Annotated in this window: 13 protein-coding genes, 1 tRNA gene and 1 pseudogene; 11 read left to right on the plus strand and 4 right to left on the minus strand. The window is 63.2% G+C overall.

Annotation, left to right across the window (positions count from 1 at the left end; all coding sequences use genetic code 11):
- Positions 1-28 precede the first annotated feature (28 nt).
- Both BHD07_RS04725 and BHD07_RS04730 read right to left on the minus strand, forming a co-directional pair.
- A complete protein-coding gene (locus BHD07_RS04725; protein WP_100669639.1) occupies positions 29-1,444 on the minus strand; it encodes an aminotransferase class I/II-fold pyridoxal phosphate-dependent enzyme in 1,416 nt (471 codons plus the stop codon).
- Positions 1,441-8,949, minus strand: a complete 7,509-nt coding sequence (locus BHD07_RS04730; protein ID WP_100669638.1) for a type I polyketide synthase — start codon at positions 8,947-8,949, stop codon at positions 1,441-1,443. Before BHD07_RS04730 ends, BHD07_RS04725 begins: the two co-directional genes overlap by 4 nt.
- 403 nt (positions 8,950-9,352) lie before the next feature.
- On the opposite strand from BHD07_RS04730, the gene BHD07_RS04735 reads away from it, so the two are divergent.
- The 4 genes from BHD07_RS04735 to BHD07_RS04750 all read left to right on the plus strand — a co-directional run bounded on the left by BHD07_RS04735 (position 9,353) and on the right by BHD07_RS04750 (position 13,251).
- Positions 9,353-10,540: a polysaccharide biosynthesis/export family protein gene (locus BHD07_RS04735; RefSeq protein WP_018094165.1), complete on the plus strand. Its 1,188-nt coding sequence runs from the start codon at positions 9,353-9,355 to the stop codon at positions 10,538-10,540.
- 344 nt (positions 10,541-10,884) lie between these two features.
- Positions 10,885-11,484: a bifunctional nicotinamidase/pyrazinamidase gene (gene pncA, locus BHD07_RS04740; protein WP_338278063.1), complete on the plus strand. Its 600-nt coding sequence runs from the start codon at positions 10,885-10,887 to the stop codon at positions 11,482-11,484.
- 116 nt (positions 11,485-11,600) lie between these two features.
- Positions 11,601-12,905, plus strand: coding sequence for a nicotinate phosphoribosyltransferase (pncB, locus tag BHD07_RS04745; protein WP_100669636.1), 1,305 nt, complete (start codon positions 11,601-11,603; stop codon positions 12,903-12,905).
- A gap of 133 nt (positions 12,906-13,038) precedes the next feature.
- A complete protein-coding gene (locus BHD07_RS04750; protein ID WP_004435886.1) occupies positions 13,039-13,251 on the plus strand; it encodes a hypothetical protein in 213 nt (70 codons plus the stop codon).
- A 46-nt stretch (positions 13,252-13,297) separates the two neighbouring features.
- On the opposite strand, the gene BHD07_RS04755 is transcribed toward BHD07_RS04750, so the two are convergent.
- Positions 13,298-13,444 (minus strand): hypothetical protein, encoded by a 147-nt coding sequence (locus tag BHD07_RS04755; protein WP_013843957.1) that lies wholly within the window; start codon positions 13,442-13,444, stop codon positions 13,298-13,300.
- A 334-nt stretch (positions 13,445-13,778) separates the two neighbouring features.
- On the opposite strand from BHD07_RS04755, the gene BHD07_RS04760 reads away from it, so the two are divergent.
- From BHD07_RS04760 to BHD07_RS04785, 6 genes and pseudogenes are all read left to right on the plus strand, one after another.
- Positions 13,779-14,156, plus strand: a complete 378-nt coding sequence (locus BHD07_RS04760) for a hypothetical protein (RefSeq protein WP_338278076.1) — start codon at positions 13,779-13,781, stop codon at positions 14,154-14,156.
- A gap of 94 nt (positions 14,157-14,250) precedes the next feature.
- Positions 14,251-14,478 (plus strand): hypothetical protein, encoded by a 228-nt coding sequence (locus BHD07_RS04765; protein ID WP_198516582.1) that lies wholly within the window; start codon positions 14,251-14,253, stop codon positions 14,476-14,478.
- Positions 14,475-15,923, plus strand: a complete 1,449-nt coding sequence (locus BHD07_RS04770) for a TolC family protein (RefSeq protein ID WP_100669633.1) — start codon at positions 14,475-14,477, stop codon at positions 15,921-15,923. The genes BHD07_RS04765 and BHD07_RS04770 overlap by 4 nt, the downstream gene beginning before the upstream one ends.
- Before the next feature lie 14 nt (positions 15,924-15,937).
- A pseudogene (locus BHD07_RS04775) lies at positions 15,938-17,287 on the plus strand (multicopper oxidase family protein).
- Positions 17,288-17,326: 39 nt separating this feature from the next.
- Positions 17,327-17,806, plus strand: coding sequence for a cupredoxin domain-containing protein (locus BHD07_RS04780; protein WP_338278078.1), 480 nt, complete (start codon positions 17,327-17,329; stop codon positions 17,804-17,806).
- Positions 17,807-17,827: 21 nt separating this feature from the next.
- Positions 17,828-18,112 carry a copper-binding protein gene (locus BHD07_RS04785; protein ID WP_100669632.1) on the plus strand — a complete coding sequence of 95 codons (285 nt, stop codon included), beginning with the start codon at positions 17,828-17,830 and terminating at the stop codon, positions 18,110-18,112.
- A 94-nt stretch (positions 18,113-18,206) separates the two neighbouring features.
- On the opposite strand, the gene BHD07_RS04790 is transcribed toward BHD07_RS04785, so the two are convergent.
- A tRNA-Thr gene (locus BHD07_RS04790) sits at positions 18,207-18,281 on the minus strand.
- Between the two features lie 267 nt (positions 18,282-18,548).
- Here BHD07_RS04790 and BHD07_RS04795 point away from each other — a divergent pair.
- On the plus strand, positions 18,549-18,758 hold the full coding sequence (locus BHD07_RS04795) for a hypothetical protein (protein ID WP_100669631.1): 210 nt from the start codon (positions 18,549-18,551) through the stop codon (positions 18,756-18,758).
- The last annotated feature ends 38 nt before the right edge of the window (positions 18,759-18,796 follow it).

An 18,796-nucleotide genomic window follows, 5' to 3' on the forward strand; every position in this document is an offset into this window, starting at 1 on the left:
TTGGCGGCCCGCTTGCGGCGGCTCGTGGTCAGCGCGCCGAGAGCGCACTCAGCATCTTCTCGATATCGACGCCGCCGAGCCCGAAATTGCGGTCGGTAAGATCCTTCAGGCGTTCGGCCGTCAATGTGACGGTGCGGCGGATCTGTTCCTCCGTGTGGTCGCAGGTGATGAAGAAGCGCAAGCGCGCCTGTCCTTCCGGCACCGCCGGGTGGATGATCGGCAGCACGTTGACGCCGGCGGCGAGCAGGTCGTTCGAAAGCTGGACGGCGCGCAGCGAATCGCCGACGATCACGGGCACGACCGAAAAGCCGCCGCTCAACCCCGTATCGAGGCCGGCCTCCTTGGCCAGCTTCAGGAAAAGGCTGCCGTTGCGTCTCACCGCCGCCGTACGTTCCGGTTCGCTTGCCAGCACGTCGAGGCTGGCGACCGCGGATGCGGCAAGCACGGGCGCGAGGCCGACGCTATAGACGAAGCCGCCGGCAGATGCCTTCAGGACGGCCGCCAGGGCGGCGCTTCCTGCAATGTAGCCGCCGCAGCTCGACGTGGTCTTCGACAATGTTCCCATCCAGATGTCGACTTCGTGCGGATCGGCCCCGAAATGTTCGGCAAGGCCCCTGCCGTGCCGGCCGAGGACCCCGAGCGAATGCGCCTCGTCGACCATCAGCCAGAAGCCGTATTCGGCCCTGAGCTTCAGAAGCGTCGGCAGATTGGCGACGTCGCCGTCCATCGAGTAGATACCCTCGACGATCACCAGGATGCGCCGGTAGTCACCGGCGACGGTGCGAAGGACATGCTCGAGATCCGCCGTGTCGTTGTGCTTGAAGAAGCGGCGTGTCGCGCCTGAAAGCTTGATCCCGGCGAGCGCGCTGTTGTGGATGAACTCGTCGTGGATGACGAGGTCCTTCGGTCCCATCAGGCAGCTGATCGCGGCGACATTGGTCAGGTAGCCGCTTACGAAACAGACGGCGGCATCGACGCCGTAGAATTGCGCGATCTTTTCTTCGAGCTCCACATGCTGCGGTCGTTCGCCGGCGACCAGGCGGCTTGCCGACGCGGAAATCCCGAAGCCGGCGATCGTCTCGCGCGCACGTTCGAGGACGTGAGCATGCCGGTTGAGCCCGAGATAGTCGTAGGAGGCGAAGTTGATCAGCTTGCGGCCATCGATCATCGTCGTCGCACCGGCTGCCGTCTGATGCGGTCGGTAGAACGGGTTGGCGATGCCGAGCTGCTCGCTGGCGATCTTCTGGGTAAGGACCTGCTTATATTCGGGCAGATCCTCGAAACGCGCCTGCTGGCGACGCGGAGCCGGCGGCAACTCCCGCTCCGAGCGCGCCATCCGGTTGCGCTCGGACGATTGATGCGTGTTCCGCATCCTGTCCAGCAGACTCTCCTTGAGCGTGCTGTTCATCTTCGGGAAAGTCTGGCCGTTTCCGTCGCTGCTCATTGGCTCAGTGCTTTTTCCTTGTCCGCTCCGACATGGCGTTGCGCAAGTTCCGTGACGAGCTTGTCGTCCCCGGCCTCGTTCTCGTTGCCCTGATCGCGCTTGCTTACCTTTTCATGGAGCTTGCGTGCAATGTCACCGACAGTGGTATTATCCGCGACGCCGCTCAAAGGCATGTCGAAGCCGGTGTTCTGCTGGAAACTCATGCCGAGTTCAACGGCCATGAGGCTGTCGAGACCGATCTCCTTCAATATTTTTCCGCGAGTGACCGTATCCTTCGACACGCGGAGGATGGCGGCGATCTCGCTCGCAACCAGATCGAAGAGGATGTCCTCGGCCTCTTGAGGGGATTTGCCCTCGATCATCGCGACGAGGTCCATCTTCGTGCCTTCGGCGCCTGTGGCATGCTGATCGGCGCTGCGCAGGATCACCTCGAAGAGCGCGTTGCGGGCGACCGGCAGATTCCGCGCAGCTGTCCAGTCGATCTCGGAAATCATCACGACGGCCGCGTCGACCGTGCCCGGATCCGCGGCGATGTGGTTCTCCACCATGTCGAGCGCCACCTGGGCCTTCAACGCCGTTTTGCCGATGCGCTTGGCGAGCAGGTCGTTGACGTCGGCGTTCTGCGTCAGGTAGCCGGCATCGGCAATCGCGCCGAAGCCGACGGCGAGCCCTGACAGGCCCTCCTGGCGCCGTGCACGGGCAAGGCCTTCGAGATAGCCGTTGGCGGCGACATAGTTCGCCTGGCCGGGATTGCCGACCAGCGTCGTCGCCGAGGAGAACAGGATGAAGTTGTCGAGCCTGTCACCACGGGTAAGGCGATCGAAGATTGCCGCGCCCTTGGCTTTCGTGTCGATGACAGGCCGGTTGCGTTCGCGGCTCAGATTGCTGATCAGCGCATCGTCGAGCACCATCGCCGCGTGAACGACGGAGCGAAGCGGTGCTTCCGAACGAAGCGTCGCCAGAAGCGTCTCCACGGCCGCGGCATCCGTGATGTCGCAAGCATGGACCGAAGCCGCAACGCCGCCATTTTGCCAGCGCTCGATCATCGCTTGCGTTTCCGCATCCGGCTGGCCTCGGCGGGAGCAAAGCGCAATCCGGCGGGCGCCTTTCTCGACGAGCCAATTGGCGGCGACGAGGCCGAAGCCGCCGATGCCGCCGACGACGAGATGGACGCCGTCCGGGTCGACCTTCATACCCCTTACAGCCTTCGCGGTCACCTCGTGCCTGCCGGCAACGGGCGGCAGCACCACGATCTTGCCGATATGCCCGGCATTCTGCATCAGCCGGAAGGCATTGCCGATTTCATCGTAATCGAAGGCGCGATAGGGAAGCGGCGTGAGCTTGCCTTCCTCGAAGAGCGCTCCGATCTCCATGAAGATGCGCCTGGTCAGATCCGGCGCATTCACCAGCAGCTGATCGGCGTCGATGCCGAAATAGCTGACATTGCGGCGAAACGGCCTGAGCCCGATCTTGCTGTCGGCGTAATAGTCGCGTTTGCCGAGCTCCAGGAACCGGCCGAAGGGTTTCACCAGCGAGAGGCTCTGCTCCATCGCCTCGGCGAAAAGCGAGTTGAGCACGAGGTCGACGCCTTCCCCGCGGGTGACCGAACGGACATCGTCGACGAAGCCGAGCGAACGCGAATCGAACACATGATCGGCGCCGAGCATCGTCAGGAAGCGCCGCTTTTCGCGCGTTCCCGCCGTTGCGATGACCTTGGCGCCCTTGAGCTTTGCGACCTGGAGCGCGGCGAGGCCGACGCCGCCGGCAGCACCGTGGATCAAAATCGTCTCTCCAGCCTGAATGCGGCCGAGTTCGACAATGGCGTAATAGGCGGTAAGGAAGGCGACCGGCAAGGTGGCCGCGGCCACCGGGCTCATCGCTCGGGGCAGCTTGGCAATTCCGGCGCGCGCGACGACCGCATGGGTCGAGAAGGCGGCGGAGGCGATCGCCATCACCGCATCGCCGACCGCGAGATCGTCGACCTCTTCGCCGACCGCGACCACGTGGCCGGATAGTTCCATGCCGATCGTCGCCCCGGCAAAACCGTCTTCCAACGCCTCTTCAGGCAACAGGCCCATGGCCCACATCACGTCGCGGAAATTCAAGCCGGTTGCCGCGACGGCGACGACGACCTCGCCGGGCCCCGGCTCCGGTACGCTCGCCTCTTCCCAGGCGATGCTTGCAACCTGCGAACTGACGCGCTGGCGAATGGTCGCGGCCGCAAACGCGCTGGTTTTCCCGTCGGCCTTGTTCGTTGCGCCGGGTACGGCCCGAAGCTCCGAAAGCAGGCCCGTCTTCTGGTCCAGCAGCCATTCTCGGTTCTGTCCCGAAACCGTCAGCAGGGAAAGCGCTGCGGCAAGCATATCCTTGCGGGCGACGTCGGCAGCGCCGGCAACATCGAGCGCATGAATGTCGATGAACTCATATTCGTTCTGAAGGACGCGGGCGAAGGCCCACAGTCCGGAATTCAGCCCGGAGCTTGCCGAGGCTGACAGGGGAGCGCCGCCCGGGGCCACGAGCACGAGGCGCGGCCGGTCGTCGCCTTCCGGCTCGACGCCGGCGAGATGCTGTTTCAATGCCTCGGCAAAGGCGCTGAGCGCCAAGACGCGCGTCTGCAACAGGTCCGAACCGTCGCCGCCGGCGCGCTCCGCCTCGGACGTGAAAACCGCGCGCAACGGTCTGTCGCCCATGGCTTCGAGGGCTGCACGGAGCGTCGCCATGTCTGCGGCAAGGTCGCCTGTCACCCGGACGGGAGTGGCACTTCTTCCACCGGCCGCGACCGGTTTCGGGGCAGTGGCAGTCTCGATCAGCAGATAGGGTGTCGCGGCTTCGCCCGGCTCGGCGCCTGAGCCTGCCGCCGCCGTGCCCCGGGCCTCGATCAGGATGGTGTTCCCATGCGGGCATTCGCGATCCGTCACGACCACGTCGCCGAGGTCGAGATCTGCGAGACACTTCTGCCAATGGGGTACGGCAGCGATCCTGCCGATCGGGAATTCTGCCGTCTGGCTGCGCTCGAACCATCCGCCCGAGAGACCCAAGGCGAAATCGGCGAAGATCGACGGCGCGCTGACGGCCGCGACGAGCCCGCTTCCGGGAAGCATCGAGCGAAGGGCCGTGCGGACCTCGCTCTCCTCTTCGATCAGCTGGTAGAGATTGTCCGAAGCGCTGACTGCGAGGTCGAACGGCCCGATATCTGCGAATTCGCTCTTCTTCAGAACGCGCACATGCGCATCCTCCTCGAAGGCGATTTCCAGACTCCGTTGTGCATTGTCGCGCGGCTCGAAAATCGAAAGTACCGCACCGTTGCGCGCCGCGAGATCGGCCAGCCGGCGGCTGAAGCCGGCAGAGACGCTGCCGAGTTCGATGAGCCGCAGGCGGGCGCCTGCCGGCTGCGCAGCGAGAATGCGTTCGACCGTGTGAAGCACCTGGTCCATGCGCGACCGGCTCGCCACGGAATGCACGGCCTGATGGTCGAGCGTCGCTTCGCTGACGAAACCGGTATTGAACGAAGCCGCGTCGTCACCTGCAGGTAGGGGAGCAAGCAGCGCGTCAAGACGGCTGAGCGCTTCCGCATAGGCGTTGTTGACGAGCACCGCTTCGACCGCACGATCGGGGCGGTCGCCATAGAGCTCGCCAAGGATCTCCGGCACGGTCGGAAGCGTGAATTCCCGTGCGACCTTCCAGTTGCCGTTCTGATGTTCGCAAAGTCCGGCATCCTCCAGCGTCAGGAGGCAGCTCGTCAGGAAGCACTGGAAAGCGAAGTCCCCGGGCAGCGCGTCGGCTCGCACTGTGGCGGTCCCCTTGCCGAGCTTCAGGGCAATTTCCTGGCAGGCGCGATAGATGGCGGCGTTGAAGAGCAGGGTCGCGTTGTCGACGCCGTCGCCGTCTATCGGTTCGGCCAGCGTCGCAGGCATGGCCGTCGCAACTTTCGTGCCGGGCACGGCCGCGTTGGACAGAACTGCCTCATAATGGAAGGACAGGCCTTCAAGCGTCTTGTGCTTGCGCAGATAGGTACGGCGGAAGCGGCAATCCTCGAAATGTGCGATCGCGACGCCGGTCTCGTCGAAGAAATGGAACCGTGCCTTGATCGAGTTGGCGCTGACCCGCTCGATCTCGATCGTCGCGCGAGCGATCGCCCGGCCGGCATTGACCACGCGTACGGAGCCGAAACGGACAGGAATATAGGGGGCGCCGCCCCTGTCGCCGGTGAAACGGTCGAAGAGCGCGACCAGGCCGTGGAAGGTCGCGTCGACCGAGATCGGATGAAGGGCGTAGGTGACGTGGGGGTGCCCCGTCGCCTGAGGATGCTTCAACTCGACGTCGATGAGCCGGTCGCCATAGGCCACGGCTTTGGAGAGAAGCTGGAATTGCGGGCCGTAGTCCAGCCCGAACTGCTTCGCCGTTTCATAGGCCTTGGCCGCCGTCACGGTCGCCGTCTTCGCCAAGCCTTTGGTGGACGGACAGCCGTTGCTCGTCGTCGGCAAGGGCTTGCGGCTTCGCGCGACGGCATGCACCGTCCAATCGTCCTCCGAGAGACGTTCGCGCGACCGGATCTCGATGTCGCCGGTCTCCGGCGACAGGATGGTCGAGAGTTCCATGATCCGGCTGTCGCTCAGTTCGAGCGGGCGGACGATCTCCAGATTGGTGATCTCGACCTCGTCGCTGCCGTGATATTGCTGTGCGGCGGAAACGGCGATTTCGATGAAACCGCTGCCCGGGAGGATCGCCTTGCCGTCGACCACGTGTTCGGCGAGGTCAGGAAAGAGATTCGCGTCGACGTGGTTTTTCCAGCTTCCCGCATTGGGGTCGCCGCGCCAGCCGTTGAGACGATAGGGCTTTGCGGAGCGTCCGAAGAGATCCGTCGCATCGGTCGTGACTGCCGGCCGCAGCTCTACCGGCTCGAAGGGCAGCGCGGGCAGTTCGATGAATGCATCCCGCTTGCCATAGACACGCGACCGGTCGACGGCGGCACCGTGGGCGACTGCGCGCGCCATCGATGCCGAGATCGGATCGTGGCCGTTCTCGCCGGCATCGCGCAGCAGTGTCGCCACCACCGAAGCCGGCACCGCCGCCTGCTTGATCGTCTCCTTGACGTAAGATCCGAGAATGGGACGCGGCGAGATCTCGATGAACAGCGTGCAGCCGAGATCGAGCGCGGCCTCGGCAGCGGCCTGGAAACGCACCGGCTCGCGAACGTTCTTCCACCAGTAGTCGGGATCGAGCGCAGTCCCGTCGAGCGCGGCACCCGTGACGGTCGACAGATAGGCCAGCTCCGTCCGGCGGGGGGCGATATCAGGGATGTCGGCGAGAAACGCCTCTTTCGCCCGATCGATGATCGGATGATGGAACGGATAATTGATGTCGAGGATCTGAACCGGGATTTTAGCCTTGCGCGCAGCGTCGCGGAACGCCGAAATCTCGTTGGCCGGACCGGAAATCGTCACCGAATTGTGAGCGTTGATGGCTGCGACGCAGACATCGTCGAGCCCGCGCTCCGCCGCGAAGGCCTTGGCTGCCTGCTCGCCCAGCATAACGGCAGCCATCGTGCCCTGGCCGGCCAGAAGGTCCTGGTGCAGCGATCGTTTGGCGACGATCGACACGGCGTCGACGAGGGACAGCGCCCCTGCCGCATAAGCGGCAGCGATTTCGCCGACCGAATGACCGAAGACGGCGGTCGGCTTGATGCCCATGGCCACGAGCGAGTCGGAGAGCGCGGCCTGTATCGCGAAAAGCAGCGGCTGGGCCACCTTCGTGTCCGCGAGCTTCCTGTCGAGTCCAGGGTCGGTCAGGAGATCGGTGAGAACGATATCCGAATGGAACCTGAAAAGGGCGCTGACCGAGGTGAACGACTGACGGAAGTGCAGATTCTCGCGGAACGCCTCGACACCCATGCCGGCCCATTGCGAGCCGTTGCCGGAGAAGACGAAGGCGACCTTTGCTTCCTTCGCTGACGCTTCGCCCGTCTCTCCGATATCGGAGCCGGGCTTTTCCAGGTGGTTGGCAATCGCCCGGACGATATCTTCGGGATGATCGCTGCGTGCCGCGAACCGATGGCGCATATGCGTCCGGTTGGCGCCGGAAGCGGCGACGATCGCGCGCGTCTCTTCCTTCGTCGCGCCCGCAAAGGCGGCCTTATAGTCTCTGAGCAGGTTTTCGAGGCTCGACGCGGTATGGGCGCTTGCCAGAAACACGTGGCCCGCCGGAGAGGTCGCAGCCTTTTCCGCCTGTGCCGGATCCGGATCGCTGATGACGACATGGGCGTTGGCGCCGCCGAAGCCGAAGGAATTGATGCCGGCGAGCCGCGCCCGCTTGCCCTTCAGCAGCTCGATCGGATTGGCCGTCACACGGACATTGAGTCCGTCGAAGTCGATCTGTTCGTTCGGCGTCTCGAAATGCAGCGAGGCCGGCAGATAATTGTTCTCCAGAGCCAGAACCGCTTTCAGCATCCCGAACAGGCCGGAGGCCGGCTCGGTATGGCCGATATTGGACTTTATCGAGCCGATCGGCACCGGAGCCCGGCGCTTCGCGCCGATGACCGTGCCGATGGACCATACCTCAGCCGGGTCGCCGACCTTCGTGCCGGTACCGTGGCCTTCTACGAAAGCGACCTGGTTGGCGTCGATGCCGTTGCCTTCGTAGATCATCCTCAACAGATTGGCCTGCGCCTCGCGCGAGGGCAGCGAGATGCCGTTGGTGCGGCCGGCCGAATTGACGCCGGTGGCGACGATCCGCGCATAGCTCCGGTCGCGCTCGCGTTGCGCCCGGTCCGTGCGGCGCAGGACGAAGACGACGCCGCCCTCGGCGCGCACATAGCCGGCGCCGTCGTTGTCGTAGGCGCGGCAGAGCCCTTCGGGCGAGAGCATGCGCGCCTGTGCGAAGCCGACGAAGGGAAGCGGGTGGGCGAGGATATTGACGCCGCCGACGATGGCCGTGTCGATCTCTCCGGCGTTCAGCGCCCGCATTGCCTGATCTAGGGCTACGAGCGAAGAGGAACAGGCCGTGTCGACGGTCATGCTCGGACCGCTCAGGCCGAAGACGTGGGAAATACGGTTGGAGACGATCGACAGCGTGTTGCCCGTCATGAAGTAGGGGCCGGCGGCAGCCGGGTCGTCGACCGTGAGATTGGCGTGATCGAGGCTGGAGGCCCCGACATAGACGCCGACGTTTTCACCGTGCAGCGAGGCGACGGAAATATTGGCGTCCTCGAGCGCACGCCAGGCGAGCTGCAACAGAACCCGCTGCTGAGGGTCCATATACATGGCCTCGCGCTGCGACATCCCGAAAACGGCGGGATCGAAATCGTAGATATGGTCGAGGACGCCGGCGGCAAAGGAATAGGTCTTGCCGGGCGTGCCCATGACCGGATGCCAGAATCGCGCAAGGTCCCAGCGGTCCGAAGGGACGCGGGTCACGGTGCACTTGCCCTGACGAAGGATTTTGAACAGCGCCTGCGGAGATTTCGCTCCCGGGGCAAGGCATGCACGCCCTATGATTTCAACCGTCATGTAAGATCGAACGCTCTGAACTGCCGTTAAAATTGTCTTAGCCCATTGCAAGGTCAAACGTAAATTGCAATCGGCGACATTCCTGCTCTGTAGGTATCCCCGGGTTTATCCCCTGCGCTGTATTAGTGAGCTTTTAACTCATAGTGCCTAGCTTTCAACCCCGAAGGGCTAGATATACGTCTCCTGCGTTCCGTCCAATACAATTACCGCGACGGTTCGTAACCAAGATCGAGGCGGTATGGCCGGAAGAGCGCAGTCTCGATTATTTTGCCGGCTGTCGCGGCGAGGTGGCTTGTTGTGGGACGGCCTTTGTGCTTTTCAGAGACCGGCGGATTCCCTGCCGGGAAAATGCGGCGCAGATATCTGTATGGAATCATTGCTGCGCCGAACACGGAGTGTCGTAGTGAAACGAGTGACTGCCCTTCTGCTTTGTACCGCGCTTGCGGGATGCCAGGCCGTGCCGGGCGAGGGCCCTCTGACAACCGATATCGTTTCGGATGCCGGCCAGTCCGGCTCGGAGATCGGCAGAAGGAACGCGACGGTATTTGATATTGTAGATGTCGATGGCCAGTCGGCGCGGCTCGTTTCCGAATATGTTTCCACAACCCTCAGCCGCCGCTTCGGCATTGGCGGCGGCGTCGGTCAGGTGGTCATCGGCATTGGCGACCAGTTGAAGGTCACGATCTTCGAGGCGGGCAGCGACGGACTGTTTTCCACAACTGAATCGAAGCAGACGAGCATCGATCTCGTCGTCCAGCCCGATGGCAAGGCTGCAATTCCTTATGTCGGATCGGTCCGCTTTGCCGGCCTGACGCTCGAGCAGGCGCGCCAGGCGATCCTCGATGCATTGAAACAGAAGGCCGTCGAGCCGGATGTGATCGTGACGTCGACGTCGACGGCGTCGCGCATCGTCACGGTCTCCGGCGCCGTCGGCCGTCCTTCGGTCGTCCCTCTCAATCTCGTCAGCGAGACGATCAACGAGGTCATCGCGAAGGCGGGCGGCCCATCGGCGCAGCCCTACGAGACATATGTGACCCTCGTGCGCGGCAAGAAGACCGGCACGGTCCTGCTGAAATCGATCATCGAGAGCCCGTCGGAAAACATTCACGTAAAGCCGGGCGACCAGATCTTCGTGACGCGCGATCCGCGGACCTTCACCGTGCTCGGCCAGGTCCGCGCAAATCAGCGCGTCGAATTCGGCGCCAACGATCTCAACCTGCTCGAGGCCGTGGCGCTCGCGGGCGGCGGCTCGGATCGGACGGTGGATGCCAAGGGTTACTTTGTCTTCCGCTACGAGGAGCCGGACATCGTCATGAGCCTGCTTGGGCAGGAGCGGTTTCACAAGCTGCTGAGCAAGGGCATGAAGGCCGACCGCGTCGGGCGCTACCCGGTCGTCTACCGGTTCGACATGACGAAACCGGACAGCCTCATTGTCGGTCAGACCTTCCCGGTCAAAAATCGCGACGTCATCTATGCCTCGCGCCATCCTTCTGTCGACATCACGAAATTCCTCGATTTCGTCGCAAGGCCGATCGGTATCGTCAATTCCGGCGTGAACGTCGCCGACAATCTCAGCGATTTGAACAACTGATCTTGGGGCGCGCGACACCGGGCGTCGGTCCGGTGTCGACGCGGTTGCCGCTGAACGCTTTCGGCCGGCATGAATTAAGATCTTATAATCAATCACCTTTATAAGGTTCGCCCGTTCGCCGCGAGAATCACGTCACGAGCGCCGAACGTGCTTGCCGCGGTGCGCGTTCTATGGTTGATCTGGTTAGAGCGGGATGAGGAAAGGTGTATGCGATTTTCCGCCCGCATCCCGCTCTAGTTAATTAGAATCGATCACGTTCGTGACCTAGGTCGATCCGACCTGAACCATCGTGATCGAGATCGATTGTTGATGGCCGATGCGGCTCGGCCGGATTGCGAGAGGCAATGCCTGACGACGCCCTGATCGTTATCGACTTGCAGAACGACTTCTGCCCCGGCGGCGCTCTCGCGGTCGAGGGCGGCGATGAGATCGTGCCTGCCGTCAATCGCCTCATCGACGCGTCGCCGCATGTCGTCCTGACCCAGGACTGGCACCCGGCCGGCCATTCGAGTTTCGCCTCGATGCATCCGGGCAAGGCTCCGTTTCAGACCGTGGCGATGCCTTATGGAGAGCAGACGCTCTGGCCCGAGCATTGCGTCCAGGGGAGCCCCGGTGCCGATTTTCATCCCTCCCTGCGATGGACCTCGGCGGAACTCGTCATACGCAAGGGCTTCCGCCGCGAGATCGACAGTTATTCCGCTTTTTTCGAAAACGACCACCGGACCCCGACCGGGCTTGCCGGTTACCTGCGCGAGCGCGGCATAAAGAGCGTGACGCTTTGCGGCCTGGCCACCGATTTCTGCGTTGGCTTCTCGGCACTCGATGCGGTCGCTCAGGGTTTTTCGACGTCGGTGGTGCTCGGTGCCTGCCGCGGCATCGATCTGAACGGCTCGCTCGCGGCCATGACCCTGCGCATGCGCGATGCCGGCGTCCGGCTGATCTAGTCGCCCCGGGACGGGGAAGCGCGGCATCGGCCGCATCCCCGCCCGGACTTAGGATATCGACCACGATCGCCTCGCCACAGAGCGGGTCATGACGGTCCAAGAGGAGCGTATTGCAGATGCCAAAGACCGATATCGCGCGACGGGTCTATAACCATACCTGGAAGCTCGATCCGATCGTCCGCAGCCTGCTGGATACGGATTTCTACAAGCTTTTGATGTTGCAGATGATCTGGCAGCTCTATCCGGGCGTGGACGCGACCTTTTCGTTGATCAACCGCACGAAGACGGTGCGCCTTGCCGAGGAGATCGACGAGCAGGAACTGCGCGACCAGCTCGACCACGCGCGCGGCCTGCGCTTCACCAAGAAAGAGATGATATGGCTCGCGGGTAACAGCTTCTATGGCCGCACGCAGATCTTCTCGCCGGAATTTCTGGCCTGGCTCGCAAAATTCCGCCTTCCGGAATACGAGTTGTCGCGTCGTGACGGCCAGTTCGAGCTGACGTTCCGTGGCCGCTGGGCCGAGACGACGATGTGGGAAATCCCCGCGCTCGCGATCATCAACGAATTGCGCTCGCGCGCGGCGATGAAAGGGCTCGGCCCGTTCACGCTGGACGTGCTCTATGCCCGCGCCAAGGCCAAGATGTGGTCGAAGGTCGAGCAGCTGCGCGAGCATCCGAACCTGCGCATCTCCGACTTCGGCACGCGCCGGCGGCACAGCTTCCTATGGCAGCGCTGGTGCGTCGAGGCGCTCAAGGAAGGCATCGGCCCGTCCTTCACGGGATCCAGTAACGTGCTGCTGGCAATGGACAACGACCTGGAGGCGGTCGGCACCAATGCGCACGAGCTGCCGATGGTGGCCGCGGCGCTTGCCCGCAACGGCCGCGAGCTTGCGGCCGCGCCCTACAAGGTTCTGCAGGACTGGAACCAGCTCTATGGCGGCAACCTCCTGATCGTGCTCCCGGACGCGTTCGGGACGGCCGCCTTTCTCAGGGATGCGCCCGACTGGGTGGCGGATTGGACCGGCTTCCGGCCGGACAGCGCCCCGCCCATCGAGGGAGGCGAGAAGATCATCGCCTGGTGGAAGAAGATGGGCCGAGACCCGCGGGAGAAGCTTCTGATCTTCTCCGACGGCCTCGACGTCGACACGATCATCAGGACCTACTGCCACTTCGAAGGGCGCGTGCGCATGAGCTTCGGCTGGGGAACCAACCTCACCAATGATTTCGCCGGCTGCGCTCCGACCGAAATCAAGGGCCTCAACCCGATCTCCATCGTATGCAAGGTCAGTGAGGCCAATGGCCGCCCGGCGGTCAAGCTCTCGGACAACCCGCGCAAGGCGACGGGGGATCCGGCCGAAGTCTCGCGCTATCTGAAATTCTTCGGCAGCGAGGATTTCGTGGAGCAATCCGTACGGGTGTGACGGGGGAAGAAGCCGGCGTCTGCGGCTTCCAATCCCTCAATCATATGACTTATTGCGGTACCTCACTATTTCCTTGAATTTCCCCCCGATTGCCCCATGATGAGGTCGTTGAGGTACACCTTGGGAGGGGTTCGTGCGTCAGGCCTATTCTCCGGATGACGTGGACGTCATGCGCGGAGCGCTCGATATCTGGTGCGCTCTGCACAATGTCGGCAGGGATGGTGTGGAGGCCAACAGGGCCGCCAAGCGCATTCTCGACTTGATGGACACGAAGAAGTGTTCCTGCGACGAACTTCTGGCTCAGCTGGGAGATTTCGGCCCGGAGCAGCGTCGCCGCGTTTCATGACGCATGTCCCCGTGCGATCTTTGCGCGCCTGACAAGGCGGCCGCTTTCATCGTGGTATCGATGAGGTGATTTCGTGCGACACGGCGGCATTCGCCTCCGGGCGATAGCTGGACAGCGCAAAATGCAGGATGCCGCTGACTGTGATGGACAGGGCGAGAACCGCGACAGTGACGCCGAGACCCGATTTGATCATGTCCATCTTCTCCGATCGTTGCTTGGTTGCACGTGCGAAAGACCGCGGAATAGAGTTATTCCTGTGGCGCCGGTCGGACTGTTCCCCGAGGAACGGAGAATATGGTTAACAATCTCCTGACCGTGGCGGGCATGCCACGCCACCTGAGGCTTTCAATTGCTTCTCTTCCCTGAAATTTTTCCGATTGACCTTGCCATCGTTGTAAGCCCTAGAACTTGAAAATCGGGTTGCAGCGGCGAAGTTCGCCCGTTGTGGCCGCGCCACACTCGATGCGCCTTGCGCGTCAACGTGAGCTGAAGATTGAAAATTTTGGGCCCGATAATAGGCATTGAACATGGGCATGCTTCGAATCACGACGCAGAAGCTGTTGATTCTGTTCCGCCTGGTGATTTTCGTGTCACTGGCGGCATATGCATTGCCGAGTTCCTCCGCAGCCATGCACGGCGACTGGTCCCAGTCTGAAATTGCGCAGTCGCGCGATCATTCCGATAGGGCGAGCGGCGCGCATTCGCACGGCGATCAGGACTCCTCTGCCGAAGGCGACCAGAAGCCCGCGAAGCAGCAATGCTGTAAAGACGTTTGTGCCGGCATGGCGATTCTGGCGGGGACCGACGCTATTGGCAGACCCCGCCTATCCCCCGTCCGGGAATTCGTCGACGAGGCCGGGACCACGGGCGAATTGCCGCTGCTGCACCGCCCCCCAAGCGCCTGAATAGGATGCGCCCGTCCGCTTGACGGGTCGAACGCGTGTTCGCGAGCAAGCCTTGCTCTCGAGCGCTGCCGCAATCTCCTATTCGGATAAATCCATGAAACATCTGCTTTTCGTGGCCGTCCTGCCGCTTTTTGCGAGCGGTTGCGCCGCCACCTTGCCTCCCGATGTGATCGCCTCGGGCGAACTCCCGGCCAGCGATGCCGGGGTGCGCCCCGTTGCCTATACGAGTCCTGTCGCGGGCTATACGGACCGCAGGGCCGTCGATCCCAAACCATGGCGCGACCAGAATGATGCGCAGGCTCCGAAAGGAGGCGGATCATGATGAAAGCCAAGATGAGACTGGCGGCGACGCTCGCACTGCCGCTGGTGCTCGGCGGCTGCGTTACGGCTGGCGAGTACGCAGTTAAGAATGCCGGATTTTCCCTGGTCGCGGCGACAACGGCCGAAGCCGCCGGCAAGCAGACCGTGTGGGTGCAGAACCAGGAACAGGCCCGATCCGTCTCCAAGCGGGTGAAGGCGCTGATGGCGAAGAAGTCGATCGACGTCGAGACGGCAGTCCAGGTCGCGCTGCTCAACAACAAGGGGCTGCAGGCGGCCTATGCCGATCTCGGCGATTCCGCGTCCGACGCCTGGCAGGCGACAATGCTCGTCAACCCGACCGTGGGTGTCGGGCTGACGGGCATCGGCACGCCGGGGCTTACGGCATTCCGGACGGTCGAGGGCGCGATCGTCTCCAATATTCTTGCGCTCGTCACGCGCGACAGGAATATCGCGCTCGCCGACACCGAGTTTCGGAAGGCGCAGCTGGATGCCGCTTCGCGCACCTTGCAGCTTGCTTCCGAGACGCGGCGCGCCTGGATCAATGCCGTAGCGGCTTGGGAAACGGTGGGCCAGCTCAACCGGGCGCAGGCGGCGGCCGACGCAGCGTCCGCGCTTGCCGAAAAGCTCGGCGAGAGCGGGGCCATGACAAAGGGGGCGCAGGCCCGCGAGCATGTCTTCTACGCCGAACTGGCGGGAGAGGGGGCCAAGGCGCGGCTCCAGGCGCGTCTGGCCAAGGAGGAACTGACGCGGCTGATGGGCCTCTGGGGTTCGGACGTCAAATTCCAGGTGCCGAACCGGCTGGCTTCCCTGCCGAAGGGTCTGATGAAGCGCGACCAGATCGAGGCGGAAGCTCTGCGGCGGCGGGTCGATCTCCAGATTGCGAAGCTCGAGCTGGAGGCGACGGCCGGATCCTACAATCTGACCGAGGCCACCCGCTACGTCACCGACCTCAACCTCCTCGCCGGCTTCGAGACCGAGCGGGCAAAGGAGGACGGCGACAGCTCGTCGGAGACGACGGGCCGCGCCGATCTCGAATTCGTCATTCCCATCTTCGACAGCGGCAAGGCGCGCATGCGCAAGGCCGAGCTCGCCTATATGCGGGCGGCGAACCTTCTCGCCGAGAAGGCCGTCAATGTCCGCTCGGAAGCACGCTCGGCCTATCAGGCCTACCGCGCCAACTACGACATCGCCCGGCACTACCGCAGCAGCGTCGTGCCGCTGCGCACCGAAATCGAGGAACAGTCCCTCCTCACCTACAACGGGATGATCACCAGCACCTTCGAACTGCTCGCCGACAGCCGCGAGAAGGTCAATGCGATCCTGCTCGCGATCGATGCCAAGCGCGACTTCTGGCTGGCCGAGGCGGATCTGGCTCCGGCGATCTACGGCGGGGGCGCGGCCTCCCGCGAAACCGCGGTCGCGGCGGCCGCCGAAAGCGGCGAATGAGAAAGGCACGCAAAATGTTCAACAGACGACAGTTACTCGGCGCGAGCGCCGCACTGGTATCCACCGCCGCCTGGGCGAAAACGTCGAATATGGGCCTGCCCGAGGCGGCATTCAGGGAGACGGGGGATACGCAAGCCCCCGTCCGGCCTTCCTCCGGGCCCGACTACAACCCGGTGGTGACCATCAACGGCTGGACCGCACCCCACCGGATGAACAGCGGCGTCAAGGAGTTCCATCTCGTCGCCGAGCCGGTCGAGCGCGAGATGGCGGAGGGCATGACCGCCTATCTCTGGGGCTATAACGGCCAGTCGCCGGGTCCGACGATCGAGGCGGTCGAAGGCGATCGGGTCCGCATCTTCGTTACCAACAAGCTGCCGGAGCCGACGACGATCCACTGGCACGGCATGATCCTGCCATCCGGCATGGACGGCGTCGGCGGGCTGTCGCAGCCGCACATCCCGCCCGGCAAGACTTTCGTCTACGAGTTCGATCTCGTGAAGTCGGGCACCTTCATGTACCACCCGCATTCCGACGAGATGGTGCAGATGGCGATGGGGATGATGGGCTTCTTCGTGATCCACCCCAAGGATCCGAAATTCATGCCGGTCGACCGGGATTTCGTGTTTCTGCTCAACGCCTACGACATCGAGCCGGGCTCCTACGTGCCGCGTGTCATGGAAATGACCGACTTCAATATGTGGTGCTGGAACAGCCGCATCTTCCCGGGCATCAGCCCGCTGGTCGTTTCCAGGAACGACCGCGTGCGCGTGCGGGTCGGCAATCTCACCATGACCAACCACCCGATCCACATGCACGGCTACGACTTCGAGGTCACATGTACCGACGGCGGCTGGGTCCGACCGGAGGCGCGCTGGCCGGAGGTCAGCATCGACATTCCGGTCGGCGCCATGCGCGCCTACGAATTCGACGCCAAATACGCGGGCGACTGGGCGATCCACTGCCACAAGTCGCACCACACGATGAACGCCATGGGACACGACATCCCGACCTTCATCGGCGTCGACAAGAAGGAGGTCGCGGAAAAGATCCGGAAGGTCCACCCGGAATACATGCCGATGGGTACGGCCGGCATGTCCGACATGGGCAAGATGGAGATGGAGCTTCCCGAAAACACCATACCCATGATGACCGGCTGGGGTCCGCACGGGCCGATCGAAATGGGCGGCATGTTCTCCGTCGTCAAGGTGCGCGAGGGCATCTCGGCGGACGACTACTCCGATCCCGGCTGGTACGAAAACCCGCCCGGAACGCAGGCCTGAGAGTGGACGGGCGAGCTTCCGGACTGGACCAGGGCCGATGACGCAAAGACCCGGATCACGCCGAATCACTCCAAACACGGGTGATAGCGCATGACGATCTTCAACCAACCAAAGGACAATGCGATGAAAGCTGCAATCTTCGGACTCCTTGTCGCTGCGCTCGCTCCCCCGGCGCTCGCGTCCGGCAGCCACGAGGGCCGTCATGACGAAGTCATGGCCGTCGGGTGGCCGGGCAAAAAGGCGGACGTCACCCGGACGATCCGGATCACCATGAAGGAGACGGATGACGGCCAGATGATCTTCGCGCCGTCGGAATTTCGGGTCCGCCAGGGTGAGACCGTCCGCTTCACGATCAAGAACGCCGGCGAGATCGAGCATGAATTCGTCCTCGACCAGCAGGACAAGATCATGGAGCACAAGGCGGCGATGGAGAAATTCCCCGACATGGAGCACGAGGATACGAACGCGATCCGTCTCGCCCCCGGAAAGTCCGGCGAGATCGTCTGGAAATTCACCAATGCCGGCGCTTTCAAGATCGCGTGCCTAGTGCCGAGTCACTACGACGCGGGTATGCACGGCGACGTGACCGTCGCGCGGAAATAAATCCTCAGGAAAGGGTCTCACATGAAAACGACTGTCAAGTTCACGCTGGCCTTCGTCCTCGCTCTCGGCACTGCCTACGGCGCCATCGCCGGCGACTTCACCAAAGGTACCGTCAAGAAGGTCGATGCCAAAGCGAAGAAGGTCACGCTGAAGCATGAGGACCTGAAGGCTCTCGAAATGCCTGCCATGACGATGGTCTTCAGGGTCAAGGACGAAGCCCTGCTGTCGAAGCTGAAGGAAGGCGATCAGATCGAATTCGTTGCCGAACGCGTCGACGGCAAGCTGACCGTCACCGAAGTGAAGTAGCTCCGATGGGGACGCGGCGGGATGCCGCCCGTCCCCATCCCGGCTTCGCCGGCAAGCTTAAAGCTCAAAAATGAGTGTTTTCCGGGGGGGATGATGGTGCTGCTAGAGAGATTTGAACTCTCGGCCTCTCCCTTACCAAGGGAGTGCTCTACCCCTGAGCTATAGCAGCATCCGGCGGCGCTTCGTGAAGAGCCGCATCAGGCGAGGGGCCTATTGCCATAGCTTGAGGGAGAGCGCAAGCCGCATTTCGAAGTTTTTGGGCGGGCTGCGCCGGGAAGGTGGCGGGCTCACACGGTCCTGGGCGCTCAAGCTCTTCCATTGCGGCCTGTTGCGGCACGGACCGGCTTGGAAGCAGCTTCGCGGTTTTCCCCGATTTCGTCTCCTCCGGCCGGCTTGCCGCTTCCGAAGATCCTGGTTTTGCGGTAATGGATGGGCCATGCAGAGCGACGATAACAATAAGCATGCGCCGGGGCGGGCGAAGGGCGCAGGGCATTCGAGCGAGGCCGAGGCGAGGCGGCTGCGTCTGGCGAAGAACCTTCGCGACAATCTCCAGCGGCGCAAGCAGCAGATGCGTGCGCGCCGGGCGGGTGCTGCGGACGAGACATCCGGACTGCCTGCCGCAAAAACGGACGAATCGGAAGATTAGGTCCTGCAACCGGCGGCAGGCGGGGCCGTCCGGGTCCA

This window comes from Sinorhizobium sp. KGO-5 (assembly GCF_036245905.1).
In the GTDB taxonomy this organism is placed as follows: domain Bacteria; phylum Pseudomonadota; class Alphaproteobacteria; order Rhizobiales; family Rhizobiaceae; genus Sinorhizobium; species Sinorhizobium meliloti_A.